The organism is Xanthomonas graminis pv. graminis (assembly GCF_030168915.1).
Classification (GTDB): domain Bacteria; phylum Pseudomonadota; class Gammaproteobacteria; order Xanthomonadales; family Xanthomonadaceae; genus Xanthomonas_A; species Xanthomonas_A translucens.
The window spans coordinates 3,313,945-3,336,773 of record NZ_CP076255.1 but is presented as its reverse complement, the minus strand read 5'-3'; the positions used below and the strand labels follow the sequence as shown (position 1 = coordinate 3,336,773).

The window sequence follows — 22,829 nt, the reverse complement described above, 5'->3', positions numbered from 1 at the left end:
GCTGTTGACAAATATGGGATGAACACACGCAGTTTCGCGATATTTCATTAGATGTTTTTGTCGATCATGAAACTGTCTACCGAAGTAACTTCCGTTGGTTGTTTCGCTGTGCTAGATAGTTCGAATTCATCGCCAGGCACCGGCGTTATTACCCTGCGATTGCCGCCTGCACGCGCTGCGTGGCGTACAAAAAAGCCCCGGCGGGCCGGGGCTTTTTCCGTGCACGGCGTAGGCCGTATTGGCTACGCAGTGCAGACGCGCATCACCACTTGTAGTTGACGTTGGCGTAGGCGAACGCACCGTTGAAGCCGAACGGCGAGGAGGTGCTGTACGGCAGGTAGGTGCGGGTGCCGGCGCCAGCGCGCGACTGGTCGGGATATTCGTTGAGCACGTTGTCGCCGCCGATGGTGAAGTCCCAGTTGCCCAGCTTGTAGCTGGCGGCCAGGTCCAGCGTCCACTTCGCCGCGTAGGTCTGGTCGGCCGCCGCGGTGGTGCCGAAGTCGGTGAACTCGCCCCAGCGCGTGGCGGTGGCGGTGAACGCCCAGTTGCCCGGCGCCCACACGCTGCTCAGGAAGAACTTGTCGCGCGGTGCGCCCTTGGTGATGCGGCCGATCTCGGCGCGGCCGATGCGCACCGCGGTCGGGTCGATCGCCTCCAGCACCGCCGGGTTCTCGGCGATCTTCTCGATCTCGGTCTTGTTGTAGTTGTAGCCGGCGGTCAGGTCCAGATTGCTGTTGCTCAGCGCGATCTTGTAAGTGCCGACCGCGTCCACGCCCTGGGTTTTGGTGTCGATCGCATTGGTGAAGTAGCGGCCACCGCCGATGCCGGCATACCCGTTGGCCTGCAGGTAGTCGCGCACCGCGGTGGAGGTCAGGTTTTCCGACAGCACGATGCGGTCGTCGATGTCGATGCGGTAAGCGTCGACGGTGACGTACAGCGCATCGACCGGTTGCAGCACCAGGCCCAGGCCGTAGTTCTTCGACTTTTCCGCCTTCAGCGGTTCGGCGCCGAGCGCGACCGCGGCCGGATTGTCGGTGCGGAAGGTGCCGATCTCGAACGGCGTGGCGGTGATGCTGCCGTCGGGCTGGGTGACGTTGATGAAGTTGGTGGCGATGGACTGGAAATACTGCTGCTGCAGCGACGGCGCGCGGAATCCGGTGGAGGCGGTGGCGCGCAGCGCGACCTTGTCGGTGAACGCGTAGCGCAGCGACAGCTTGCCGGTGCCGGTGTCGCCGAAATCGCTGTAGTTCTCGTAGCGCGCGGCCAGGCCGGCAGACAACTTGTCGGTGATGTCGCCTTCCAGGTTCGCATAGGCCGAATAGCTGTTGCGGTCGTAGTGGCCCGAATCGCTGGGCTTGAAGCCGGCGAACACCTGCGCGCCCGGCAGCAGCGTGCCGTTGGCCGAGGGCACGCCGCCGTTGACGTAGGAGGGCACATCGCCCGGCGATTCGTTGAACTTCTCGCCGCGCCATTCGCCGCCGAAGGCCAGCGTGACCGGATAGGCCAGGCCGAGGTCCAGCGACTTGGTGAAGTCGGCGTTGAGCAGGTTCTGGGTGACTTCCAGCGCGCCGGCATAGAAGTCGGTCGGGCTGCTCGTGCCCAGGCTGTTGTTGAGGCTGTTCTTGACCTCGAAGCTGAGATCGTTGCGGCCATAGTTGTAGCTGATGTCGATGCCCAGCCCGCCATCTGTGTCGGCCTTGAAGCCGCCGACCCAGGAGATGTCCTTGCTGACGTTGTAGATCTGCGGCAGGAAGCCGTTCGGATAGATCTCCGGGCGGTTGCGGTTGTCGCCGGACCAGCGGAAGTAGCCGTTGGACAGCACCTCGCGGCGGCTGAGCATGCCGTAGGAATAGAAGGTCAGGTATTCGGCCGGGCTGTACTGGCCGTTGTACGAGAATCCGCCCTGGTCGATGTCCGGGTCGCCGTAGCGCTGCTGCACCTGGCCCTCGTAGGGCTTGGCGCGGTCGGTCTGGTCCTGGTGGCCGGCCTGCGCGGCGAAATGCACGCTGCCGTTCTCGCCGAACTTGACGCCGGCGTCGCCGGACAGCTGGTACTGCTCGCCGTCGCCGGCGCTGTACTTGCCGTAGCGCGCGGCGATGCTGCCGCCTTCGCCGCTGCCCTTGAGCACGATGTTGATGACCCCGGCGATGGCGTCGGAGCCGTATTGCGCCGAGGCGCCGTCGCGCAGCACTTCGATGCGCTCGACCGCGGCGATCGGAATGGTGTTGAGGTCGACCGGCGACGAACCGCGGCCCTGCGCGCTGTTGAGGTTGACCAGCGCGGTGGTGTGGTAACGCTTGCCGTTGACCAGCACCAGCACCTGGTCGGGCGAGAGCCCGCGCAGCTGCGCCGGGCGCACCGCGTCGGAGCCGTCGGTGATCGCCGGGCGCGGGAAGTTCAGCGACGGCACCGCGCGCGACAGCGCGGTGGCCAGTTCGGTGGTGCCGGTGGACTGCAGCATTTCCGGCGAGATGATGTCGATCGGCGAGGCCGATTCGGCGACCGTGCGGTCGGCCACGTGGGTGCCGGTGACGATCACCGTATCCAGCGTCTGTGCGCTGGAGGAAGAACTCTGCGCAAGCGCAGGCGCTGCGGATGCGGCCAGGGCGAGCGCGATGGCAGTGGCGAGAGGGCTGAACATGCGGGTCATTGGCGGGGCGGCTCCAGGATGGGGGTAAAGAGTCGACGCCGCCGCATTCGCCATCACCCCCTCCCGGGTGTTGCGCGTCTGGCGAACGTTGCGGCAGCGACAATGGATTACCGGCATATGTCGAATGTGTCAACTTTCTGTTAAATCCGCGCGCATGGTTGCAGATGCAACCACCGCCGCGACACTTGCGGCACCAGCAATGCAGGTTTTCCAGGCGCTTGTAGACAAAATCCGGTGGCGCTTCCTAAACGGGCTTTGCTGCGCGTTCCATTTCACACAAGGCGGGGCGCACTGGGGGACATCGAGGCGGCGCGCTTCGGCCCGCGCGGTGCCGCCTTCCACGGCTTCGCCGCGGCGGGACTGACCGACGGGCCGCCGCAACCGTGTTGCCAGCTCACCAACTCCCGCGTGGCCGGCGTCGATGGATGGCGCCGCCGTCATGCCCCAGGCGTCGCTGCCCGGGCTTGTGGCGGGACATGGCCACCGCTGACCATGTCCTCATCGGCGCCAAGGGCACGTCGAGCAGTGGCGGCATGGGGCTTGTGACTTAATATCGCAGGCGCAGGCTGGAGACTTGGCGAAACGATAAGGCGAGGGAGCGCGCGATGAGCGACGGCACGAACGATCACCGCGACAATCCCGATCGCCCCCGCACGCGCGCGATCCACATCACGATGCGCAGCTGCTGCGCGATGTGGCTCTGATCAATGCGGACGTTCACGCCAGGCTGGGCGCACTGCCACCTGGCGGATTGCCGGTGAAGCCGTGGCGCAAACCAAACCTGCCGCTACCCCCATCCGTTACTGCCGCATCCGCGATTTACCCGCCCGAGGACGACCCGATGAAACTGCACCACCTGGCCGCTGCCGCCATCATGCCCATGGCCGTGGCCGCCGTGGGGTGCTCGAAAGGTATCGATGTGGGCAACGACGGCGCAACCGGTCATCTGAATCCGCACCCGGTCAAGCGCTACGAAGTCATTGCCACCTCGCATGCGCCAGGGCCGTGGGATACGTTTGAAGGGGCCTATGTTCATTACGACGTCATCAACACCAAATGCGTTCCGATGATCCCGTTCATTGGCGAGCAGCACGTGCCCAATACCGGGCTGGACGTTCCCATGGAGCGCGTGGACGATCACACCTGGAAGGGGTATTTCTACCGCGATGCCATGCTGGACGAGGATTATTTCAAGCTCGGAGTGTGCCATTGGGATGTCACGAGCGTGGGCGTTGGCGCGATAGCGCAAGGAGTGCGGTTCAGTTGGGGGGCGGGCGGGGGGCGTTTGAGGAACTCCTGCGCGATAGTCCCGAGATCAGTTATTTCAAGAAAAGTGCATATGGGGATCGGTCTCTCGTTAAATATGGTGCTCAAGACCTAACCGCAGAAGACGATGAAGTGCTTCAACACCCAGATGCGTATTTCCCAGTCACTATCGCTGTCAAGGAAGCCAAGCCATGAAATCCATCGATCAAGCACTCGCCGATGCGGCCAATGATGCATACCGAAATCGCTCTCAACGAGATATAAAAATACAGACAAAAGTGTCTTTTGATGGCGAAAAATACCAAGTCTTCGGCTACACAGGCGACTTGGCTGCCGGTTTTCACGCAACGGCATATCAGAGTGTCCATAAGCCACACAACGTCATTATCGCCTACCGCGGCACCGACCCAGGTTTATTCGCCGGTGCAACCAGGGCCGAAAAGGCCGGCCACGCGCTCACCACGCTGCAGGACATCGCCGTCGATGCCAAGATGGTGCGCGACACGGTCAACACGCAAAAAGCCGCGGCCGATGCCTTCACCGAGCAGATGATCGCCAAGGCGGCCGCGCAGGGCATCCCCAAGAGCCAGGTGTTTGCCGCCTGCCACTCCCTGGGCGGCGCGCATGCGGAACGCGAAGCGGCCAAGTACGGCCTGCGCGGTGCCACCTACAACGGTTTCGGCGCGGCGGATCTGATCGATGGTCCACCGCAACCGGGTTTCCACGTCACCAACTACCGCATGGCCGGCGACGTGGTGAGCGCGGCCAGCCCGCATCTCGGCGAGGTGGTGTCGTTGGCCAGTCAGGAGGACATCCAGAGCCTGCGCGCGGGGCGTTATCTGGATGCGCCGGCCGGTGCGCCGCCGCCCAATGCGCTGATCGCGATGCGGCTGGGCGACCACGGCGGCCAGCAGCACTTCAATAGCAAGAGTCCGGACAACGTGCTGCACCCCCAGCGCTTCCAGGAAGCGGCGCAACGCTACGCGCAGCATCAGTCGGCTATCGACCAGTTCGGCAGCGATGTGTCGCGCGCCCGCGCGGAGCTGGCGCAGTCCTTGCGGCAGATGCACGGACACACCGGCCAGGATCACCTGTCGCCGAACGTGCAGCGGCAGGTGAACGAATACCTGGCGGTGAATGCCGACCCGTCCATCCGCGACGGCATCGAACGCAACGCGCCTGTGCAGGGCGCCGAACACGGCCTGCTCTATGGTGCCGGCTTCGCCCACGCGACCGGCCGTGCCGCGCATGACCTGGACGAACGCATGGCGTCGGCGGCGCGCGAGGTCGGCGCCTACGGCGCACCCGTCATCCCCCTGGCGCCGCTGGCCATGGCCTCGCCGGCCCCATGGACACGTCACACCGTGGCAGCATAGGGTTCTTGGCGTAATATCGCGTGCGCAGGTTGGAGACTTGGCCAGACAATAAGGAGAGGGAACGCACGATGAGCCGCGACAAGAACGAGTACAGCGACAACCCCTATCGCCCCCGCACACGCGCGGTGCGCGATCCACATCACGATGCGCAGCTGCTGCGCGATGTGGCTCTGATCAATGCGGACGTTCACGCCAGGCTGGGCGCACTGCCACCGGGCGGATTGCCGGTGAAGCCGTGGCGCAAACCAAACCTGCCGCTACCCCCATCCGTTACTGCCGCATCCGCGATTTACCCGCCCGAGGACGACCCGATGAAACTGCACCACCTGGCCGCTGCCGCCATCATGCCCATGGCCGTTGTCGCCGCGGGGTGCTCGAAAGGCATCGATGTGGGCAACGACGGCGCAACCGGTCACCTGAACCCGCATCCGGTCAAGCGCTACGAAGTCATTGCCACCTCGCATGCGCCAGGGCCGTGGGATACGTTTGAAGGGGGCTACATCGGATATGACGTCATCAATACGAAATGCGTTCCGATGATCGCGTTCATTGGCGAGCAGCATCGGCCCAATACCGGGCTCGATGTTCCGATGACGCGCGTGGACGACCACAGCTGGAAGGGGTATTTCTATCGCGATGCTTTGCAAGACGAGGATTACTTCAAGCTGGGCGTGTGCCATTGGGATGTTACGAGCGTGAGCGTCAGCGCGATAGCGCAAGGGGTAAGGTTTGCTTGGAGTGGTTCGCCTGAAGAACTCTTGCGCAACGGCCCTGAGACCAGATATTTCAAGAAGAGTGTTTACGGGGACAGGTCTTTTGTTTCAGATGGTGCGCCAGATCTCGATCCTGCCGACCCTGAAGTGCTTCAGAACCCTGATGCCTATTTCCCTGTCACCATCGCTGTCAAGGAAGTCACTCCATGAAACCCATCGATCAAGCACTCGCCGACGCAGCCAATGACTCGTATGCCAATCGCCCACGAAGCGATATTGAGAAAAAGAAAGAAGTGAATCTAGATGGGCAGCGCTACCAAGTTTTCGGCTATGCAGGTGATCTGGCCACAGGTTTTCATGCGACGGCATATAAGAGTCTAGCGGCGCCGCACAACATCATCATCGCCTACCGCGGCACCGACCCAGGCTTATTTTCCGGCGCAAGCAAGGCCGAAAAAACCGGCCACGCGCTCACCACGCTGCAGGACATCGCCGTCGATGCCAAGATGGTGCGCGACACGGTCAACACGCAAAAAGCCGCGGCCGATGCCTTCACCGAGCAGATGATCGCCAAGGCGGCCGCGCAGGGCATCCCCAAGAGCCAGGTGTTTGCCGCCTGCCACTCCCTGGGCGGCGCGCATGCGGAACGCGAAGCGGCCAAGTACGGCCTGCGCGGTGCCACCTACAACGGTTTCGGTGCGGCGGATCTGATCGACGGCCCCCCGCAACCGGGCTGCCAACTCACCAACTACCGCATGGCCGGCGACATGGTGAGCGCGGCCAGCCCGCATCTCGGCGAGGTGGTGTCGCTGGCCAGCCAGGAGGATGTGCAGAGTCTACGCGCTGGCCGCTATCTGGATGCGCCGGCCGGTGCGCCGCCGCCCAATGCGTTGATCGCGATGCGGCTGGACGACCACGGCGGGCAGCAGCACTTCAATAGCAAGAGTCCGGACAACGTGCTGCACCCCCAGCGCTTCCAGGAAGCGGCGCAACGCTACGCGCAGCATCAGTCGGCTATCGACCAGTTCGGCAGCGACGTGTCCCGCGCCCGCGCGGAACTGTCCGAGTCCTTGCGCCAGATGCACGGACACGGCGGCCAGGGTCACCTGTCGCCGAACGTGCAGCGGCAGGTGAACGAATACCTGGCGGTGAATGCCGACCCGTCCATCCGCGACGGCATCGAACGCAACGCGCCTGTGCAGGGCGCCGAACACCGCCTGCTCTATGGTGCCGGCTTCGCCCGCGCGACTGGCCGTGCCGCGCACGACCTGGACGAACGCATGGCGTCGGCGGCGCGCGAGGTCGGCGCCTACGGCGCACCCGTCATCCCCTTGGCGCCGCTGGCCGGGGGCGTGGCGGGCGAAGCGGCGCATCTGCATGGACAGGCCGCCGATGCCGCCGGCCGCTTCGTGGGCGATGGATTGCAATCGGCCAAAAGCACTGTGGAACAGCGGGCGCACGATGCCGCCGAGGCCGCGGTGCGGCGTCTCCACGACCCCGGCTTCCAGGCTGGCGCGGCCAATGCCGTCAATCACATCGTCGACACCTATGACGCCACCCGGGTTGGCGCGCAAGCCGCCGAGCAGAAGTACCAGGACGTCAAGCACGCCGTCTCTCAGCGCATCGAGCATGCCGAAAACGCCGCCATGCACACCTATGGCGCGGCCAGGCACGCGGTCTCGGAAGGTGTGGATCGCGCCGACCGTGCCGCTACGCAAACGTGGGACGCCACCAGGCACACCGTCTCACAGGGAATCGAGCATGCCGAAAAGGCCGCCATGCACACCTATGGCGCGGCCGGGCATGCGTTCTCGCAAGGTGTCGAACGCGCCGAACATGCGGCCACGCAGGGCTACGATGCGACCAAGCAGGCCGTGTCGCACGGCATCGACACCGCCACACACGCCGCTGGCCAGGCCTACGACACGCTCGCCCATCCGGGGCAGTGGTTCCAGCATGACGCGCCGGCGCATGCGCCCGCGCAACCGCACCGTGCTGCCGTGCCGCATCCCCACGCGCAGCCGCCGGCGCCGGCTACGCCGGCCTCGACCATGACGGGGCCTGGCGAGTCGCGGCCTCCATCCGATGCCCAACGCGCGCTCCACACCGATGCGGGTCATGCGTCAATGCCGGCTCCGACGCAAGCGGCGACGGACCTGCGCGATCCCGCCCATCCCGGCCACGCCGAGTTCACGAAGACCTTGCGCGAAGTGCACTACATGGAAGCCGGTCGTGGCATCGCCTCCGGTCCGCATAGCGAGAAGGTGGCGGCCGCGCTGCTGGTGCAGGGCGAGCGCGAGGGACTGCGCATCACCAACGTGGCGATGGGGCCGGATGGTCAGGTACAGGGGCTGCAGCGCTTCAGTGCCTTCGATACGCCGAAAATGGTGAGCGTCGATCCGCGCCAGGCGCAGTCGGTGGAGATGCACGACTACGCCAGCCAGTGGGCGCAGCTGCGTTCGCCGCACCTTGTCGGCCACGCGGCACCGGCCGAACGCAGTGCCGAGCAGGCACAGGGCATCGCCGCGCTGTCGGCGGCCGATCAGGCGATGTTCGCGCGCATTCGTCAGGAGGTGCCGGCGCACATCGGCGACGACCACGTGGCGCAGGCGATGCTCCATGCCAAGCAGGCCGGGATCGACGATGCGGGGAAGATCGATCGGGTGCTGATGGCCGGGGACACCATGTGGGTAGCTGGCACGACGCCAGGCTTCCGTACCTCGATGGATGTGTCGCAGCCGGCCGCGCCGATGCAGGAAACAGTGCAGCAGGTGCAGTCGCTCAATCAACAGCGCGAGCAACAGGTGGCGCTGGAGGCGCAGCAGCGGCAGCAGGAAGGGCCTGGCGGCAGGGGCGGGCCGGTCATGGGTTGAACCTGCATGTATTGCCCGAATCTGTGTTGCCGTTGTTGCCTGCGCGCCGCAAGAAGGAGCGAGACGTTCTTGCCCCAGCGAGGGGTGTGACCCAACAGCTGACCCGAATGTAGCAGGGGAGCATGCGGGTGAATCGCGCCATGCAGCCAACGCAAACCGGGCGCATCGGCGAGCGCTGGAGTCGCCGAGAAACCCTCTCCCGCGAACGGAAGAGGGGCATCTCTTACGCCGCGATCACCATCGGTAGTTGATCCGCCCATACACGTAGGCGCCGTTGAAACCATACGGCGAGTAGTTGCTGTAGGGCAGCACGCCGTAGGTGGCGTTGATCAGGTTGGCGGTCTTGTCCGGATACTGGTCCAGCAGATTGTCCGCGCCCAGGGTCAGGGTCCAGTTGTCGCTGGGCTTGAAGCTGGCCGAGGCATCCACCACCCAGCTGGCGGCGTAGGTCTGGTCGCGGGCGGCGCTGGCCGAGTTGCGCACGGTGAAATCGCCGTAGCGGGTGGCGGCCAGGTTGAGGTCCCAGTGCTGCAGCTTCCAGGTGCCGCTGAGGATGATCTTGTCCTTCGGGAAGCTGTCCTCCAGGCGCCCGATCTCGTCGCGGCCCAGGATGGTCTGGGTCGAGCCGATGGCCGCCAGCGCCTGCGGCTGCTCCACCGCGTGGGTGATCTCGGTCTTGCTGTAGCCGTAACTGGCGGTGAGGTCCAGCGAACTGGCCGCGAACGGGATCGTGTAGGTGCCGACCAGGTCCACGCCGCGGGTGCGGGTGTCGGCCGCATTGCTGAAGTAGCGCACGCTGGTGACGTTGGAATAGCCCAGGCTGCGCAACTGCGCCAGCACCGCGGCGTCGTTGAGGTTGGAGGACAGCAGGATGCGGTCGTCGATCTTGATCTGGTACGCGTCCAGGGTCAGGTACAGGCGCTCGACCGGCTGCAGCACCAGGCCCAGGCTGTAGGACAGCGAGGTCTCGGCCTTCAGCGGCGCGGCGCCCAGCGCCTGGGCCACGGCGCTGTCCACCGGGAAGGTGCCCGATTCGAAGAAGTTGGCGTTGATGTAGCTGCTGGTCACCGCCTGGTATTGCTGCTGCGCCAGCGACGGGGCGCGGAAGCCGCTGGCCACGGTGCCGCGCAGCGCCAGCGTGTCGGTGAACGCGTAGCGCGCCGACAGCTTGCCCGAGCTCTTGCTGCCGAAGTCCGAATAGTCCTCGTAGCGCCCGGTGAGGCCGGCGGAGAATTTGTCGGTGAAGTCGGCTTCCAGGCCGGCATAGACCGCGTAGTTGTGCCGGTCCGCATGCACCGCGTTGGCCGGCGAGAAGCCGGCGAAGCCCTGCGCGCCGCCGCTGGTGCCGGTGTAGGACGCCAGTTCGCCCGGCGACTGGTTCCACTTTTCCTGGCGGTACTCGGCGCCGAAGGACAGCGTCACCGGATAGGCCAGGCCCCACTCCAGCGACTGGGTGAAGTCGGCATTGACGATGTTCTGGGTGTACTCCAGCGCACCGTCGTAGAAACTGCTCGGGCTGTCGGTGCCGAGGCTGTAGTTGATGCTGTTGCGGGTGTTGAAGCCGATCTTGTTGTAGCCGTAGTTGTAGCTCACGTCCCAGCCGAAGCCGCCTTCGGTGCTGCCCTTGAGACCGGCCACCAGCGAGCGGTCCTTGGAGGACTGCCCGATCTGCGGCACGTAGCCGTCGGGATAGGTCTGCGCCAGCAACGCGCTCTGCCCGTTGTGGTTGCGCGAGCGGTAGAACGCGAACGAGGTGATGTCGCGGTTGCTGGCGATGGCGGTGGCGTAGCCGGTGACGTGGTCGCTGAAATGGAACTCGCCGTTGGCCGCGGCCGCGGTCGCATCGACCTGCGGGTCGCCGTACACGAAGGCGGTCTCGCCGATGCCCGGATAGTTGCCGGTGTTCGGTGCGCTGCCCTGGTACGGGCCGGCGCGGTTGGTGGCGTCCTGCTGGCTGATCTGCCCGGCCACGTGCAGGCTGCCGCGGCCGTCGCCGAAGCCGATCCCGGTGTCGCCGGAGAGCTGCGACTTGGCGCCGTCGCCGGCCGAGTACTGGCCGTGGTCGATCGCCAGGCTGCCGCCGCTGCCCGAACCCTTCAGCACGATGTTGATGACCCCGGCGATGGCGTCGGAGCCGTACTGCGCCGAGGCACCGTCGCGCAGCACTTCCACGCGCTCGATCGCCGCGATCGGGATCGCGTTGATGTCCACCGCCGAGGCGCCGCGGCCGATGCTGCCGTTGACGTTGATCTGCGCGGAAGTGTGGCGGCGCTTGCCGTTGACCAGTACCAGCGCCTGGTCCGGCGACAGCCCGCGCAACTGCGCCGGGCGGATGCCGCTGGTGCCGTCGGTCAACGCCGGGCGCGGGAAGTTCAGCGAGGGCAGCACGCGCGACAGCGCGGTGGCCAGTTCGGAGGTGCCGGTGGATTGCAGCGCTTCGCTGCTGATGATGTCGATCGGCGATTGCGACTCGGCCACGGTGCGGTCGCTGACCCGGGTGCCGGTGACGATGACGGTGTCGAGGGTGCTCGGGGTATCGGTGCTGGACTGGGCCAGGACCGGAGGAGCGGCGAGGGCGGCAAGCACGGCGCTCGCCAACAGGGACAACGGACGGTTCATGGAAACTCCAGCAGATGCCGAAAATGGCAGATGGGGCGGTCGTCAAGCGATCTCGGCCACGCGGGCCTGCCCCCAGGGATCGTTATTATTCTTTAACAATCGCGCCGCAGCGCAGCATGCCTCGGCATGTTCTTATGCTTTTCGGTTCTAAGCGGCCGGGCCGCCGGCGCCAATGGCACAGGCCGCCCACGCCATTGGCGGGGCGGCCTGTGCCGGGTGCGGCAGTGGCGGCTGGGTTAGAAGCGGTAGCTCACCCGGCCGAACCAGTAGCGGCCGTTGAAGCCGAACGGGGACAGCGACGAGTACTGCAGGCCGTTGGGGCGATCCTCGTAGACGTTGTTCAGCGCCGATCGGGTCGGGTACTGGTTGGTCAGGTTGTCCACGCCCACGCTGAAGGTGAGGTCGCGCCAGGTGTAGCTGGTGGACACATTCAACAGCCAGCGCGCGGCGAAAGTCTGGTCCTGGCTGCCATCGTCCTCGTTGCCGCGGCGGGTGACCGCGCCGTAGCGGGTGGCGTCGCCGCGCACGCTCCAGCCGGCACGGTCCCATTCGGCGCTGAGCACGTACTTGGTGCGCGGGGTGGCGTCGGTCAGCAGGCCCTGGCTGGCGCGCCGGAAGTTGGGATCGGAGACCTCCAGGATCTCGGTCTTGTTGTAGTTGGCGCTGAGGCTCAGGTTGAGCTTGCCGGCCTGGTCGAGATCGAGCAGGTAGCTGCTCACCCAGTCGATACCGCGGGTGCGGGTGGTGGCGCCGTTGACGAAGAACTGCACCGCGGTGACCTGGCCGATCGGCTCGGCCAGCGACAGCTGGTCCGAATACAGGATCTGGTCCCAGATGCGGATCTGGTACAGGTCCAGGGTGGAACTGAACGTGGTGCCCGCCTGCCATACCGCACCGATGCTGTAGTTGCTGGACTTTTCCGGGGTCAGCGGTTTGGCGCCCAGCGCGATGGCCACCGGGTCGGAGGTGCGGTAGGTGCCGATCTGGGTCAGTTGCCCGTTCTGCAGCAGGGTCACCACCGAGGCGTAGTTCTGCTGTGCCAGCGACGGTGCGCGGAAGCCGTTGGAGACGGTGCCGCGCAGGGCGAAGGCGTCGTTGAGCTGGTAGCGTGCCGACAGTTTGCCGGAGCGGGTGGAGCCGGCGTCGCTGTAGTCCTCGTAGCGCGCGGCCAGGCCGCCGGAGAGTTTCTCGGTCAGGTCGGTCTCCAGGTCGGCATAGACCGCCTTGCTGTGCCGCTGGAAGTCCCCGGCCACCGCCGGCGTCAGGCCCGGGAACACCTGCGAACCGCCAGGGTAGGCGCTGCCGGTGTCCGGGTTGATCGTGGTCGGGTCGAAGAAGTAGGAGTCCGGCGAGCCGGCGCTGACGGCGTACTTGTCCTGGCGGTATTCGGCGCCGAAGGCGAGGTTGACCGGATAGGCCAGGCCCCAGTCGAAGGACTTGCTGAAGTCTGCATTGAGCGCGCCCTGCCGGTTGCGGAAGCCGCCGGCATTGAAGCGGGTGGGCGAGGCGCCGGTGGTCCGGTACAGATTGGTGTTGATGGTGTTGAGCAGGTTGAAGGTCACGTCGTTCTCGCCATAGTCGGCGGAGACGTCCCAGTTCCAGCCGCCGTCGGTGCTGCCCTTGAGGCCGAGCACCGCGGCGCGGTCGTTGGACGGGTTGTAGATCTGCGGCAGGAAGCCGTTGGGGTAGATCTCCTGCACGTTGCGGTCGCTGTTGTCCCAGGCGCGGTAGTAGCCGTTGGACAGCACCTCGCGGCGGCTGAAGTTGGTGTAGCCGTACAGGTCGATGCGCGGGGTCAGCGCGTAGCCGAAGCTGAGCAGGCCCTGGTAGGTCTTGACCGCGGGGTCGCCGTAGCGCTCGTACGGAATGCCGCCGGGATTGTCGGCGCCGGCCAGGGTGGTGGCCTTGTCGGTGTTCTCGGCGCGGTTGGTGTTCATCGCGTTCTGGTAGTTCCAGGACAGCCGCACCCAGCCGGGCGCTTCGCCGTCCTTGGCGCCGCCGAAGCCCAGCCCGTACGAGCCGTCCACGCCGTTCTGCGCGCCGTCGCCCTTGTCCATGATGCCGCCGTTGACCGAGACGCTATTGCTGCCGGGCTTGGCGCCGTGCTTGAGCACGATGTTGACCACCCCGGCGATGGCATCGGAGCCGTACTGCGCGGAGGCGCCGTCGCGCAGCACCTCGATGCGCGCGATCGCCGACATCGGGATCGAGTTCAGGTCCGCCGGCGCCGAGCCGCGGCCGACCACGGGGTTGTAGTTGACCAGCGAGGTGGTGTGGTAGCGCTTGCCGTCCACCAGCACCAGCACCGCGTCGGGCGACAGCCCGCGCAGGGTCGCCGGGCGCAGCGCGTCGTTGCCGTCGTTGATCGCCGGGCGCGGGAAGTTCAGCGACGGCAGCAGCTTGCCCAGGGCGCTGCCCAGGTCGCTGGCGCCGGTCGCCTGCAGCGATTCGGGGGCGATGATGTCGATCGGCGATTGCGACTCGGCCACCGTGCGGTCGGCGATGCGGGTGCCGGTGACGATGACGTTGTCCAGGGTCTTGGGCGCATCGTCCTGTTGGGCGAAGCTGGTGCCGGAGGCGAGGGCGAGCAGGATGGCGCTGACCAGGGGGAGCGGGCGGTGCTTCATCGTACGGAGACTCCATTGGCTGGGGGGGGGGGGGATGGCTTGGGTCTGAGGGCCGGGGGGGGGGGGCCGCGTGTTGCGGCGCAGCGATAAGCCCTGTGTGATTGAAATATGTTTTTAACCAAAGTGTGTATACAAAATCGGCCAGTGCCCAGGTGGGCATGGCGGGTCTGGGCGAATCCGAACCCATGTTTTCGTATACGAAGCGATGCCGCGATCCTGTGACGGGGTGGGCCATTCGGGACGAAGCGGATACACTGCCGGCTCGAACGTCGAGTGCCCCCCTTCCCGTGATTTCCCTCAGAAACTTCGCCATGCGCCGCGGCGAGCGGCTGCTGTTGTCCAACGTCGATCTGACCCTGCATGCCGGCTACCGCGTCGGCGTGGTCGGGCGCAACGGTACCGGCAAGTCCAGCCTGTTCGCGGCGATTCGCGGCGAGCTGGAGGCGGACAAGGGCGATGTGGAACTGCCTGGCAGGCTGCGTACCGCCAGCGTCGCCCAGGAAACCCCGTCGCTGCCGGACCCGGCGCTGGACTTCGTGCTCGGCGGCGACACCGAGGTGGCCGCGGCGCTGCAGGCCGAGGCCGCCGCGCTGGCCGCGGAGGACTGGGAGGCGGTGGCTGCGGCGCACGTGCGCCTGGAAGAGGTCGGCGGCTACGACGGCACCGCGCGCGCGGGCAAGCTGCTGCACGGCCTGGGCTTCCCGGCGGCGACCCATTCGCGCCCGGTCAAGGACTTCTCCGGCGGCTGGCGGGTGCGGCTGAACCTGGCGCGGGCGCTGATGATGCCCTCGGACCTGCTGCTGCTCGACGAGCCGACCAACCATCTGGACATGGACGCGGTGCTGTGGCTGGAGCAGTGGCTGCTGAAGTACCCGGGTACGCTGCTGCTGATCAGCCACGACCGCGAGTTCCTCGACAACGTCGCCACCCACACCCTGCACCTGCACGGCGGCGGCGCCAAGCTGTACGTCGGCGGCTACACCGATTTCGAGCGCCAGCGCACCGAGCAGCTGCGCCAGCAGCAGATCGCGCACGACAAGGAACAGGCCGAGCGCGCCCACCTGCAGAGCTTCATCGACCGCTTCAAGGCGCAGGCCAGCAAGGCCAGCCAGGCGCAGAGCCGGATGAAGCGGCTGGCGAAGATGGCCGGCACCGAGGCGGTGCGCGCCGAGCGCGAGTTCCGCATCGAGTTCGCGCAGCCCAACCGCCTTCCGCATTCGCTGATCCGGCTCAACCATGCCGACTGCGGCTATGGCAGCGAGGTGATCCTGCGCCAGGCCGCGTTCGGCCTGGAGGCGGGCGACCGCATCGGCCTGCTCGGTCCCAACGGCGCCGGCAAGTCGACCCTGGTCAAGAGCCTGGTCGGCGAGATCCCGCTGCTCAGCTGCGAGCGCAGCGCGCATCCGGACCTGCGCATCGGCTACTTCGCCCAGCACACGGTGGAGTCGCTGCACGAAGGGCAGTCGCCGATCGACCATTTCCGCGAGATTTCGCCGGACGCGTCGATCCAGGCGTTCCGCGATTTCCTCGGCAAGTGGAATTTCCCCGGCGACCGCGCGTTCGAAGTGGTGGATGGCTTCTCCGGCGGCGAGCGCGCGCGCCTGGCGCTGTCGCTGATCGCCTGGCAGCAGCCCAACGTGCTGCTGCTCGACGAGCCGACCAACCACCTGGACCTGGAGATGCGCGAGGCGCTGGCCGAGGCACTGAGCGATTTCGAGGGCGCGATCGTGATGGTCTCGCACGACCGCCACCTGATCGGCCTGGTCTGCGATACCTTCTGGCGCGTGGCCGACGGCGTGGTCGAGCCGTTCGCCGGCGACCTGGACGACTATGCGGCGTGGCTGCGCAGCCGTCCGGCCGCGCAGGGCACCAAGCAGAAGATGGCCGAGGTCGCGCCGACCCCGCCGCCGCCAGTCAAGCCGCTGCCGGCGAAGAAGCCGCCGAACCCGCACAAGCTGGCCGCCGCCGAAAAGCGCGTCGGCGAGCTGGAAGCGGCACTGGCCGATCTAGACCGCCAGCTCGCCGATCCCAGGCACTACGCCGATGCCGAGAAGATGGCGGTGCTGGGCCGCGACCGCGAAGCCACCGCGCAGCAGCTGGCGCAGGCCGAGCAGGCGTGGATGGAATTGATCGAAGGCGCGTAAGCGGCGTGCGCGGCCGCAACGCGCACGCTGGTGCCATCAAGCTGTGGCGCCACGCAAGCAAAGGAGGGCGACAATCATGATCAGCGGCATCATCAGCCTGGACGACTATCTTGCCGCGCAACGCCTGCACCAACGGCACCGGCTGCGGCGTGCGCTGACGTTGGCAGCGCTGCTGTTGCTTGTCGGGTTGCCGCTTTTCGTAGTCGGCACCCGCGATTCCGTCAGCATGATCGGCGGGCTGCTGATCGGCATCGGTGGCGGTGGCCTGATCGGCATGGCCTTGCTGTTCGGGTGGAACGTGCCGCGCAAGGTGCGGCGCCTGCATGCGCAACAGGCGGTGCTGCGGCATGTTCTCACCTATGCCTGGGACGAGAATGGCTTGGAGGTTGCGTGGTCGGGTGGACAGGCGCGCCGTCTGTGGACCGATTTCATCCGTTATCGCGAGAGCCCGCAGGTGTTGCTGCTCTATCACAACGACATGCTGTTCGATCTGGTGCCCACCTCCTGGTTCGTCGATGCCGCCCAGCGCGAGGCGTTTGGGCGCCTGGCCGCGCGCGTTGGAACCGACGCTGCCCGCACCGTGTAGCGCGGCTAAGGAGCTGCCTGCGGACCGACGCGGACAGCGATGAGCTTGGCGTCGGATGCAGGGCGTCCGTCTGCGGCAGGGCCGGATCGTCTGGCGACGCCAGCGCCCACTTCGCGCAAGCCGGCATGCTGCCGGCGTGCCACCGACGCGCTCAGGCGGCGGCGCTGGCCACCACCAGCAGGCCGCCGGCGATGGCGGCCCAGTCCAGCGGCGTACGCGAGCGCAGGCCGCGCAGCGACGGGCGCGGCGTCGGCGTCGGCCGCAGGCTGGCCTTGATCCCCATCAAGGCCAGCCCGGCCGCGCTCAGCACCCAGTGCCATTCGCTCGCGCCGCTGCGCAGGAAATAGGCCAGGTGCAGTGCGCACAGGCAGGCCAGTGCGGCGGCCAGGACGATGTCGCGCGAAACCAGGGCCGGACCAGCGGCCATGCCGAAACGGTTCATTGCGTGTTCTCCCCAGGACCGTGATCGCCTTTCCCTGGCGCACATTGCGACTGCGGCCTTGATCGTAGTTCGGCGTGTGGATGGCCGCCAAGCGGCAGTGCACAAATTCTTTACATTTGATGCGCGCTCGCATCGTTTGCTGCCGTGCTGGCCTGCGCTTGCGCGGGGGCGATCGCGCAGGCCGGTGTTGCCGAGTGCGGCCGCGGATCTTCAGTCTGCTGCGTGCTGTCGCTCGGCCAGCAGCCATTCGCGCAGGCGCCGTCCGGCCTCGCTTTCCGCGCGCGAGCGCAGCCGGGTGAGCCAGTAGCGGCCGGCGTCGATGCGGGTCGGGAACGGCGCCAGCAGGCGTCCGGCGTCCAGATCCTGCGCGAACAGGCGCAGCGGCAGCAAGGCCACGCCGGCGCCCGCCGCCGCGGCGCTGGCCAGGGTCAGCGACGAGTCGCAGATCGGCCCGCTGGCGACCACTTCCGGCGCGCCGGCCGCCTGCAGCCAGCGCGGCCATTCGTCCAGCCGGTAGGAGCGCAGCAGCGGCACGCCGCCCAGGTCGGCCGGCACGCGCAACGAGCGCGCCAGCGCCGGCGCGCATACCGGCGCGAACGGCGCGTCCAGGATCGGCGTGGCGCACTGGCCTTGCCAGTCGCCGTCGCCGAAGCGGATCGCCAGGTCCAGGCCTTCGCCGGCCAGGTCGACCCGGTTGTTGTGGGTGTGCACGCGCAGTTCGATGTCCGCATGCGCGGCGTGGAAGGCATCCAGCCGCGGCAGCAGCCAGCCCACCGCGAAGGTGCCGACCACGCCGATGCTCAGCGTCTCGCGGTAGCGGCCGCCGGCGAAGCGCTGCAGGGTGGCGGCGATACGGTCGAAGGCCTCGGTCAGCACCGGGTGCAGGCGCTGGCCCTCGTCGGTCAGGGCCACGCCACGCGGCAGGCGCTGGAACAGGACCACGCCCAGGCGCGCTTCCAGTTGCTTGATCTGGTGGCTCAACGCGGCCTGGGTCACGCACAGCTCGGCGGCGGCGCGGGTCAGGTTCTGGTGGCGTGCGGCGGCCTCGAAGGCGCGCAGGGCATTCAGCGGCAGCTGCGGGCGGATCATGGCGAGGCATCAATCATTTTCATGATTGCGATTGAATAACCTCGCTGGTGGGCCGCGGTCAAGCTGCGCATGATCGGCTCTTCCGACGGAGGTGGACGATGCTGGCGAGACGACGATTCCTGCACGGCATGGGGCTGGCGGCGGCCGCGCTGGCGGTCGCGGCGGTGGACGCGAAAGTAGCAAAAAACCAGGCGCCGACGCTGGCGCAGCGGTTGGCCGGGATCGAGCGGCGCGCGGGCGGGCGGCTCGGGGTGACGCTGCTCGACGGCAGCGGCGCAGTGCTCGGCGGGCAGCGCCAGGACGAGCGCTTCCCGATGTGCAGCACCTTCAAATTTGTATTGGCGGCCGCGGTGCTGCAGCGGGTCGACCGCGGCGAACTGAGCTTGCGACAACCGGTGCAGATCCGCGCCGCGGACATGCTGTCGCACGCGCCGGTCACCGAACGCCATGTCGGCGGCGCGCTCAGCGTGGCCGAGTTGTGCCGAGCGACGCTGATCTACAGCGACAACCCGGCGGCCAACCTGCTGTTCCCGCTGGTCGGCGATCCTCCGGGGTTGACCCGCTTTCTGCGCGGGCTCGGCGATACGCAGACCCGCTCCGACCGCCACGAGCCGGAGATGAACCGGTTCGCCGCGGGCGACCCGCGCGATACCACCACGCCGGCGGCGATGGCCGCGACCCTGCGCGCGCTGCTGCTCGGCGATGCGTTGCAGCCGGCTTCGCGCGAGCAGCTGGCTGCGTGGATGATCGACAACCGTACCGGCGACGCTTGCCTGCGGGCCGGGCTGCCGCCTGGCTGGAAGATCGGCGACAAGACCGGCAGCAACGGCACCGACACCCGCAACGACATCGCCATCGTGTGGCCGCCGGGCCGGCGCACGCCGTTGCTGCTGACTGCTTATCTCAATGGTGCCAAGGTCGACGATGCGGCACGCGATGCGGCACTGAAGGCGGTGGCGGTCGCGGTGCGGGACACGCTCGCGGATTGAGCGTTGCGGCGCTGCCATCGCGCCATCGTGTATCCCCAGCGGGGCGCGGCAGCCGCACGCGCATTGCAGATCACGGCATTCAGGCGTCGGCGCATGCGCTGCCCAGCCTGTATCGAAGGCATCGCGTTTTCCACGCATCGCATCCATTCCCATTCCATCCTCGCCATCCACTGGATCACCACAATGCGCAATCTTTTGCTTTTTGCAGTCGCAGCCACCGCACTTGTGCTCGCCCACACGCCGGTGCAGGCGGAGATCTGGCAACCATCGCCCGGCCATGTGCAGGTACCGATCTGGCCTGGCAAGGTTCCCAATGCGTTGCCGCATCCGAAGCCGGAATCGGTCGGTCCCGGCGAAGGCCACACCTGGTGGGCCAGGGCCAACGATGTCAGCCAGCCGACGATGACGGTGTATGCGCCCACGGGCCGCAACAGCGGTGCGGCGGTGGTGGTGTTTCCCGGCGGTGGCTATCAGGTCCTGGCCATGGATCTGGAAGGCACGGAGATCTGCGATTGGCTGACGTCGCGGGGTATCACCTGCGTGTTGCTGAAGTACCGCGTACCGAACTCGGGGCCGACCTGGGTCAACGGCGGCCGCTACTATCCGAAGGTACAGACCGCGCTGCAGGACGCGCAGCGCACGCTGGGACTGGTGCGCCTGCATGCGGCGGAGTGGGGGATCGATCCGCACAAGGTCGGCGTGATCGGGTTTTCCGCGGGCGGGCACCTGGTGGCCGCGGCCAGCACGCATTTCGCGAAGCGCACGTATCCGGCGGTGGACGCGGCGGATGCGCAAAGTTGCCGCCCGGACTTCGCCATCGCCGCCTATCCCGGCCATCTGTGGGCGCACGAGGATGAGGATCGCGCCAAGCGCGATCCGACCCATCTGCAGATGCGGCCGGACATCACCGTGACCGCCGACACGCCGCCGACGTTCCTGCTGCAGGCCGAGGACGACGCGGTGGATGGGGTGACGCAGTCGCTGGCTTACTACGTCGCGCTGAAACAGGCCGGCGTGCCGACGGAACTGCATCTTTACGCGCAGGGCGGCCATGCGTTCGGACTGCGGCCGAGCACGTTGCCGATCGCGCAATGGCCAAGGTTGGTGGAGACGTGGCTGGGGACCATCGGCGTGCTGGACGCGGTTGCGGCGCACTGAGCGCCGCTGCGCTGCTGGCGGGGCATGCTCCACACGCAACATCCCGCCTTGCGCGCCTCCATTGCGCTGCGCAAGGCGGGTCGCTCAGCCGAGCGCGCCGATCACGATCGGGTCGTCCTGGTACAACCGCGCCGGCCCGCCCATCGCCGGATCGCTGACGCCGGGTTTGCCGGTTTCCACGCGCCCGGCCAGGCGCTGGCGCGCGCCGTCCTGGATCACCCACAGGTCGTACCAGCCGCCGCTCGGCGCCGCGCTCCAACTGCGCCGCTGTTCGGTGCCGGGCGCCAGGGTCACGCTGTCGTGCGGTTGCGCCTGCGCATAGGCGCCGGGCTGCAGTTCCACGCGCAGCGTGTTGTTGCCTGGGTTGCGCAGCAGCAGGCACAAGGCTTGCGGATCGTGCGCGTCCTGGGTGATCTCGGCGTGCAGCGGTGGTGCGTCGAGGTCGCCGCGGTAATGGCGGTGGAAGCCGTTGGGGCCGAGCAGCCACAGGTCGTAGCGGCCGTCATGGGCGGTCCAGGTGGCGTCCAGCGTGGCGCCGGCGCCGAGCGTGTAGCGCCGCGGAATCGCAGCCAGATCGTAGCGGTCGTAGACGTGCAGCACCGCGGCCGCGCCGGCATTGCCCATCCGCAGCTGCACGTCGCCGCGTGCGTCCATGTGCAGTCGTTGTACCGTCGGGCGATACGGCAAGGCGCGCGAGCGGCGCACGCCGAACGCTTGCCGCGGCGCTTGCACGGTGTCCGGCAGTGGCGGCAGCGCGAGCTCGTGCAAGGCGGCCGCGCGCGCGGCGGCGGCGCTGACGTCGGGCAGCGCAGCGAAGAACGGGCGCGTATCGGCCTGGCGGAAATCGAAGGCATCCACCAGGTCGCCGCAGACCGCGCGGCGCCACGGCGTCAGCCCGCTGGCGGTGACGCCGAAGCGGCGTTCCAGCAGGCGCAACACCGAGGTGTGATCGTAGACCTGCGAATCGATCCAGCCGCCGCGGCTCCACGGCGAGATCACGTACATCGGCACCCGCGGACCGAGCCCGTAGGGCCGGCCGCGCAGTTCGGGCGGATCGGCCTTCTCGTCGCCCGGCGCCGGGTGCAGGTGGTATTCGCCGTCGGTGTTCACCGTGGATGCGCCGGCCCAGCCACCGGCCGCGGCGGGATCGGGCGAGGGCGGCGCCGGCGGCGGCACGTGGTCGAAGAAGCCGTCGTTCTCGTCGAACATCAGCAGCAGCGCGGTGCGCGACCAGACCTTCGGATCGGCGGTCAATGCATCCAGCACGCGCGCGGTGTAGGCCGCGCCCTGCGCGGGGCTGGACGGAATGGGATGCTCGCTGCCGGCGGCGTCGGCGATGATGAAACTCACCGCCGGCAGCCGTGCGCCAAGCACGTCCTCGCGCAGCTGCGCCAGCGTACGCGTGCCGACCCCGCGTTCGCGCAGCTGCGCATCGTGCCCGGGTGCGCCGCGCCAGGCGGCGCGGAACGGGGCGAAGCCGGCCAGCGGGTTGTCGGTGAAGTTGTCGGCCATGTCCTGGTAGATCTGCCAGGACACGCCTGCCTGCTGCAACGCCTCGACGTAGCTGTGCCAACGGTAGTCGTCGGCATGCCCGCCCAGTTCGGGAAAGTTGTCGTGCGAGTTGGCGATCACCGGCCCGCCGGCGCGCGCCTGCGGATCGTTCTGTCCGGTCCACAGGAACACGCGGTTGGGATTGGTGCCGGCCTGGATCGCGCAATGGTAGGCGTCGCACAGGGTGAAGGCCTCGGCCAGCGCGAACTGGAACGGCAGGTCGCCGCGTTCGAAGTGCGCCAGCGCGTGGTCGTGCTTTGCGGCGGCCCAGCGGCCCATGCGACCGTGGTCCCAGGCCTGCTGCGCGTCGGGCCAGGTGTGTGGCGTGCCCTGCACGCGCATCGTGCGGAAGTCGCGCGCTGTCTGCAGCGGGAACGGGGTCAGCAGGCGGCTGCCGTCCTCGCTGGGTTGCAGCCAGACGTTGCGCGGGGCGATGCCGGGCAACGGCGGCGCCGGGATCGGGAAGCGGTCGCCGAAGCCGCGCGCGCCGGCGAAGCTGCCGAAGTAATGGTCGAAGGCGCGGTTCTCCTGCATCAGGATCACCACGTGTTGCAGGTCCTGCAGGGTGCCGCTGCGCACGTCCGGGGCGATCGCGGCGGCGCGGGCGATGCTGGGCGGCAACAGCGCGGCGGCGGCGCCGGCGACGCCGGCCTGGAGCAGGCGACGGCGGGGAAGATCGGTCATGGCGCGGGCACCGTCAGGACGAGACGAAAAGGGCTCGCCGGCGGCGCCAGGCCGCCGGCGAG

General features: G+C 67.5%; 14 protein-coding genes. 8 read left to right on the top strand and 6 right to left on the bottom strand.

The genetic code is table 11. The features are described from left to right. Positions 1-262: 262 nt before the first annotated feature. On the bottom strand, positions 263-2,650 hold the full coding sequence (locus tag KHF85_RS14475; protein ID WP_284567200.1) for a TonB-dependent receptor plug domain-containing protein: 2,388 nt from the start codon (positions 2,648-2,650) through the stop codon (positions 263-265). An 841-nt stretch (positions 2,651-3,491) separates the two neighbouring features. Between KHF85_RS14475 and KHF85_RS14470 the strand changes: the two genes are divergently transcribed. The 4 genes from KHF85_RS14470 to KHF85_RS14455 all read left to right on the top strand — a co-directional run bounded on the left by KHF85_RS14470 (position 3,492) and on the right by KHF85_RS14455 (position 8,878). Further along, a complete protein-coding gene (locus tag KHF85_RS14470; RefSeq protein ID WP_284567199.1) occupies positions 3,492-4,031 on the top strand; it encodes a hypothetical protein in 540 nt (179 codons plus the stop codon). A 76-nt stretch (positions 4,032-4,107) separates the two neighbouring features. Then, on the top strand, positions 4,108-5,292 hold the full coding sequence (locus KHF85_RS14465) for a hypothetical protein (RefSeq protein WP_284567198.1): 1,185 nt from the start codon (positions 4,108-4,110) through the stop codon (positions 5,290-5,292). 68 nt (positions 5,293-5,360) lie between these two features. Next, the gene (locus KHF85_RS14460; protein WP_284567197.1) at positions 5,361-6,215 is read left to right on the top strand and encodes a hypothetical protein; all 855 of its coding nucleotides are present in this window, start codon (positions 5,361-5,363) and stop codon (positions 6,213-6,215) included. Between the two features lie 296 nt (positions 6,216-6,511). Continuing rightward, the gene (locus KHF85_RS14455; RefSeq protein ID WP_409976710.1) at positions 6,512-8,878 is read left to right on the top strand and encodes a hypothetical protein; all 2,367 of its coding nucleotides are present in this window, start codon (positions 6,512-6,514) and stop codon (positions 8,876-8,878) included. Positions 8,879-9,112: 234 nt separating this feature from the next. Here KHF85_RS14455 and KHF85_RS14450 read toward each other — a convergent pair whose 3' ends face one another. Both KHF85_RS14450 and KHF85_RS14445 read right to left on the bottom strand, forming a co-directional pair. Continuing rightward, positions 9,113-11,497: a TonB-dependent receptor plug domain-containing protein gene (locus tag KHF85_RS14450; protein ID WP_284567195.1), complete on the bottom strand. Its 2,385-nt coding sequence runs from the start codon at positions 11,495-11,497 to the stop codon at positions 9,113-9,115. Positions 11,498-11,733: 236 nt separating this feature from the next. Further along, positions 11,734-14,124 (bottom strand): TonB-dependent receptor plug domain-containing protein, encoded by a 2,391-nt coding sequence (locus KHF85_RS14445; RefSeq protein ID WP_284567194.1) that lies wholly within the window; start codon positions 14,122-14,124, stop codon positions 11,734-11,736. Between the two features lie 287 nt (positions 14,125-14,411). Between KHF85_RS14445 and KHF85_RS14440 the strand changes: the two genes are divergently transcribed. Together KHF85_RS14440 and KHF85_RS14435 are read left to right on the top strand one after the other, a co-directional pair. Then, complete coding sequence (locus KHF85_RS14440; RefSeq protein WP_284567193.1) at positions 14,412-16,268, top strand: ABC-F family ATP-binding cassette domain-containing protein; 1,857 nt, start codon at positions 14,412-14,414, stop codon at positions 16,266-16,268. Between the two features lie 76 nt (positions 16,269-16,344). Continuing rightward, entirely contained in the window at positions 16,345-16,854 is a 510-nt protein-coding gene (locus tag KHF85_RS14435) for a YcxB family protein (protein WP_284567192.1), read from the top strand. Positions 16,855-17,005: 151 nt separating this feature from the next. On the opposite strand, the gene KHF85_RS14430 is transcribed toward KHF85_RS14435, so the two are convergent. Both KHF85_RS14430 and ampR read right to left on the bottom strand, forming a co-directional pair. Further along, the gene (locus KHF85_RS14430) at positions 17,006-17,296 is read right to left on the bottom strand and encodes a hypothetical protein (protein ID WP_284567191.1); all 291 of its coding nucleotides are present in this window, start codon (positions 17,294-17,296) and stop codon (positions 17,006-17,008) included. A gap of 210 nt (positions 17,297-17,506) precedes the next feature. After that, positions 17,507-18,385, bottom strand: coding sequence for a LysR family transcriptional regulator AmpR (ampR, locus tag KHF85_RS14425; protein WP_284567190.1), 879 nt, complete (start codon positions 18,383-18,385; stop codon positions 17,507-17,509). 98 nt (positions 18,386-18,483) lie between these two features. Here ampR and bla point away from each other — a divergent pair, with 98 nt between their 5' ends. Both bla and KHF85_RS14415 read left to right on the top strand, forming a co-directional pair. Further along, on the top strand, positions 18,484-19,374 hold the full coding sequence (bla, locus tag KHF85_RS14420; protein ID WP_284567189.1) for a class A beta-lactamase: 891 nt from the start codon (positions 18,484-18,486) through the stop codon (positions 19,372-19,374). Between the two features lie 183 nt (positions 19,375-19,557). Then, positions 19,558-20,532, top strand: a complete 975-nt coding sequence (locus tag KHF85_RS14415) for an alpha/beta hydrolase (RefSeq protein ID WP_284569561.1) — start codon at positions 19,558-19,560, stop codon at positions 20,530-20,532. 84 nt (positions 20,533-20,616) lie between these two features. Here the strand turns inward: KHF85_RS14415 and KHF85_RS14410 are convergent, their stop codons facing one another. Next, entirely contained in the window at positions 20,617-22,767 is a 2,151-nt protein-coding gene (locus tag KHF85_RS14410; protein WP_284567188.1) for a phosphocholine-specific phospholipase C, read from the bottom strand. Positions 22,768-22,829: the final 62 nt, after the last annotated feature.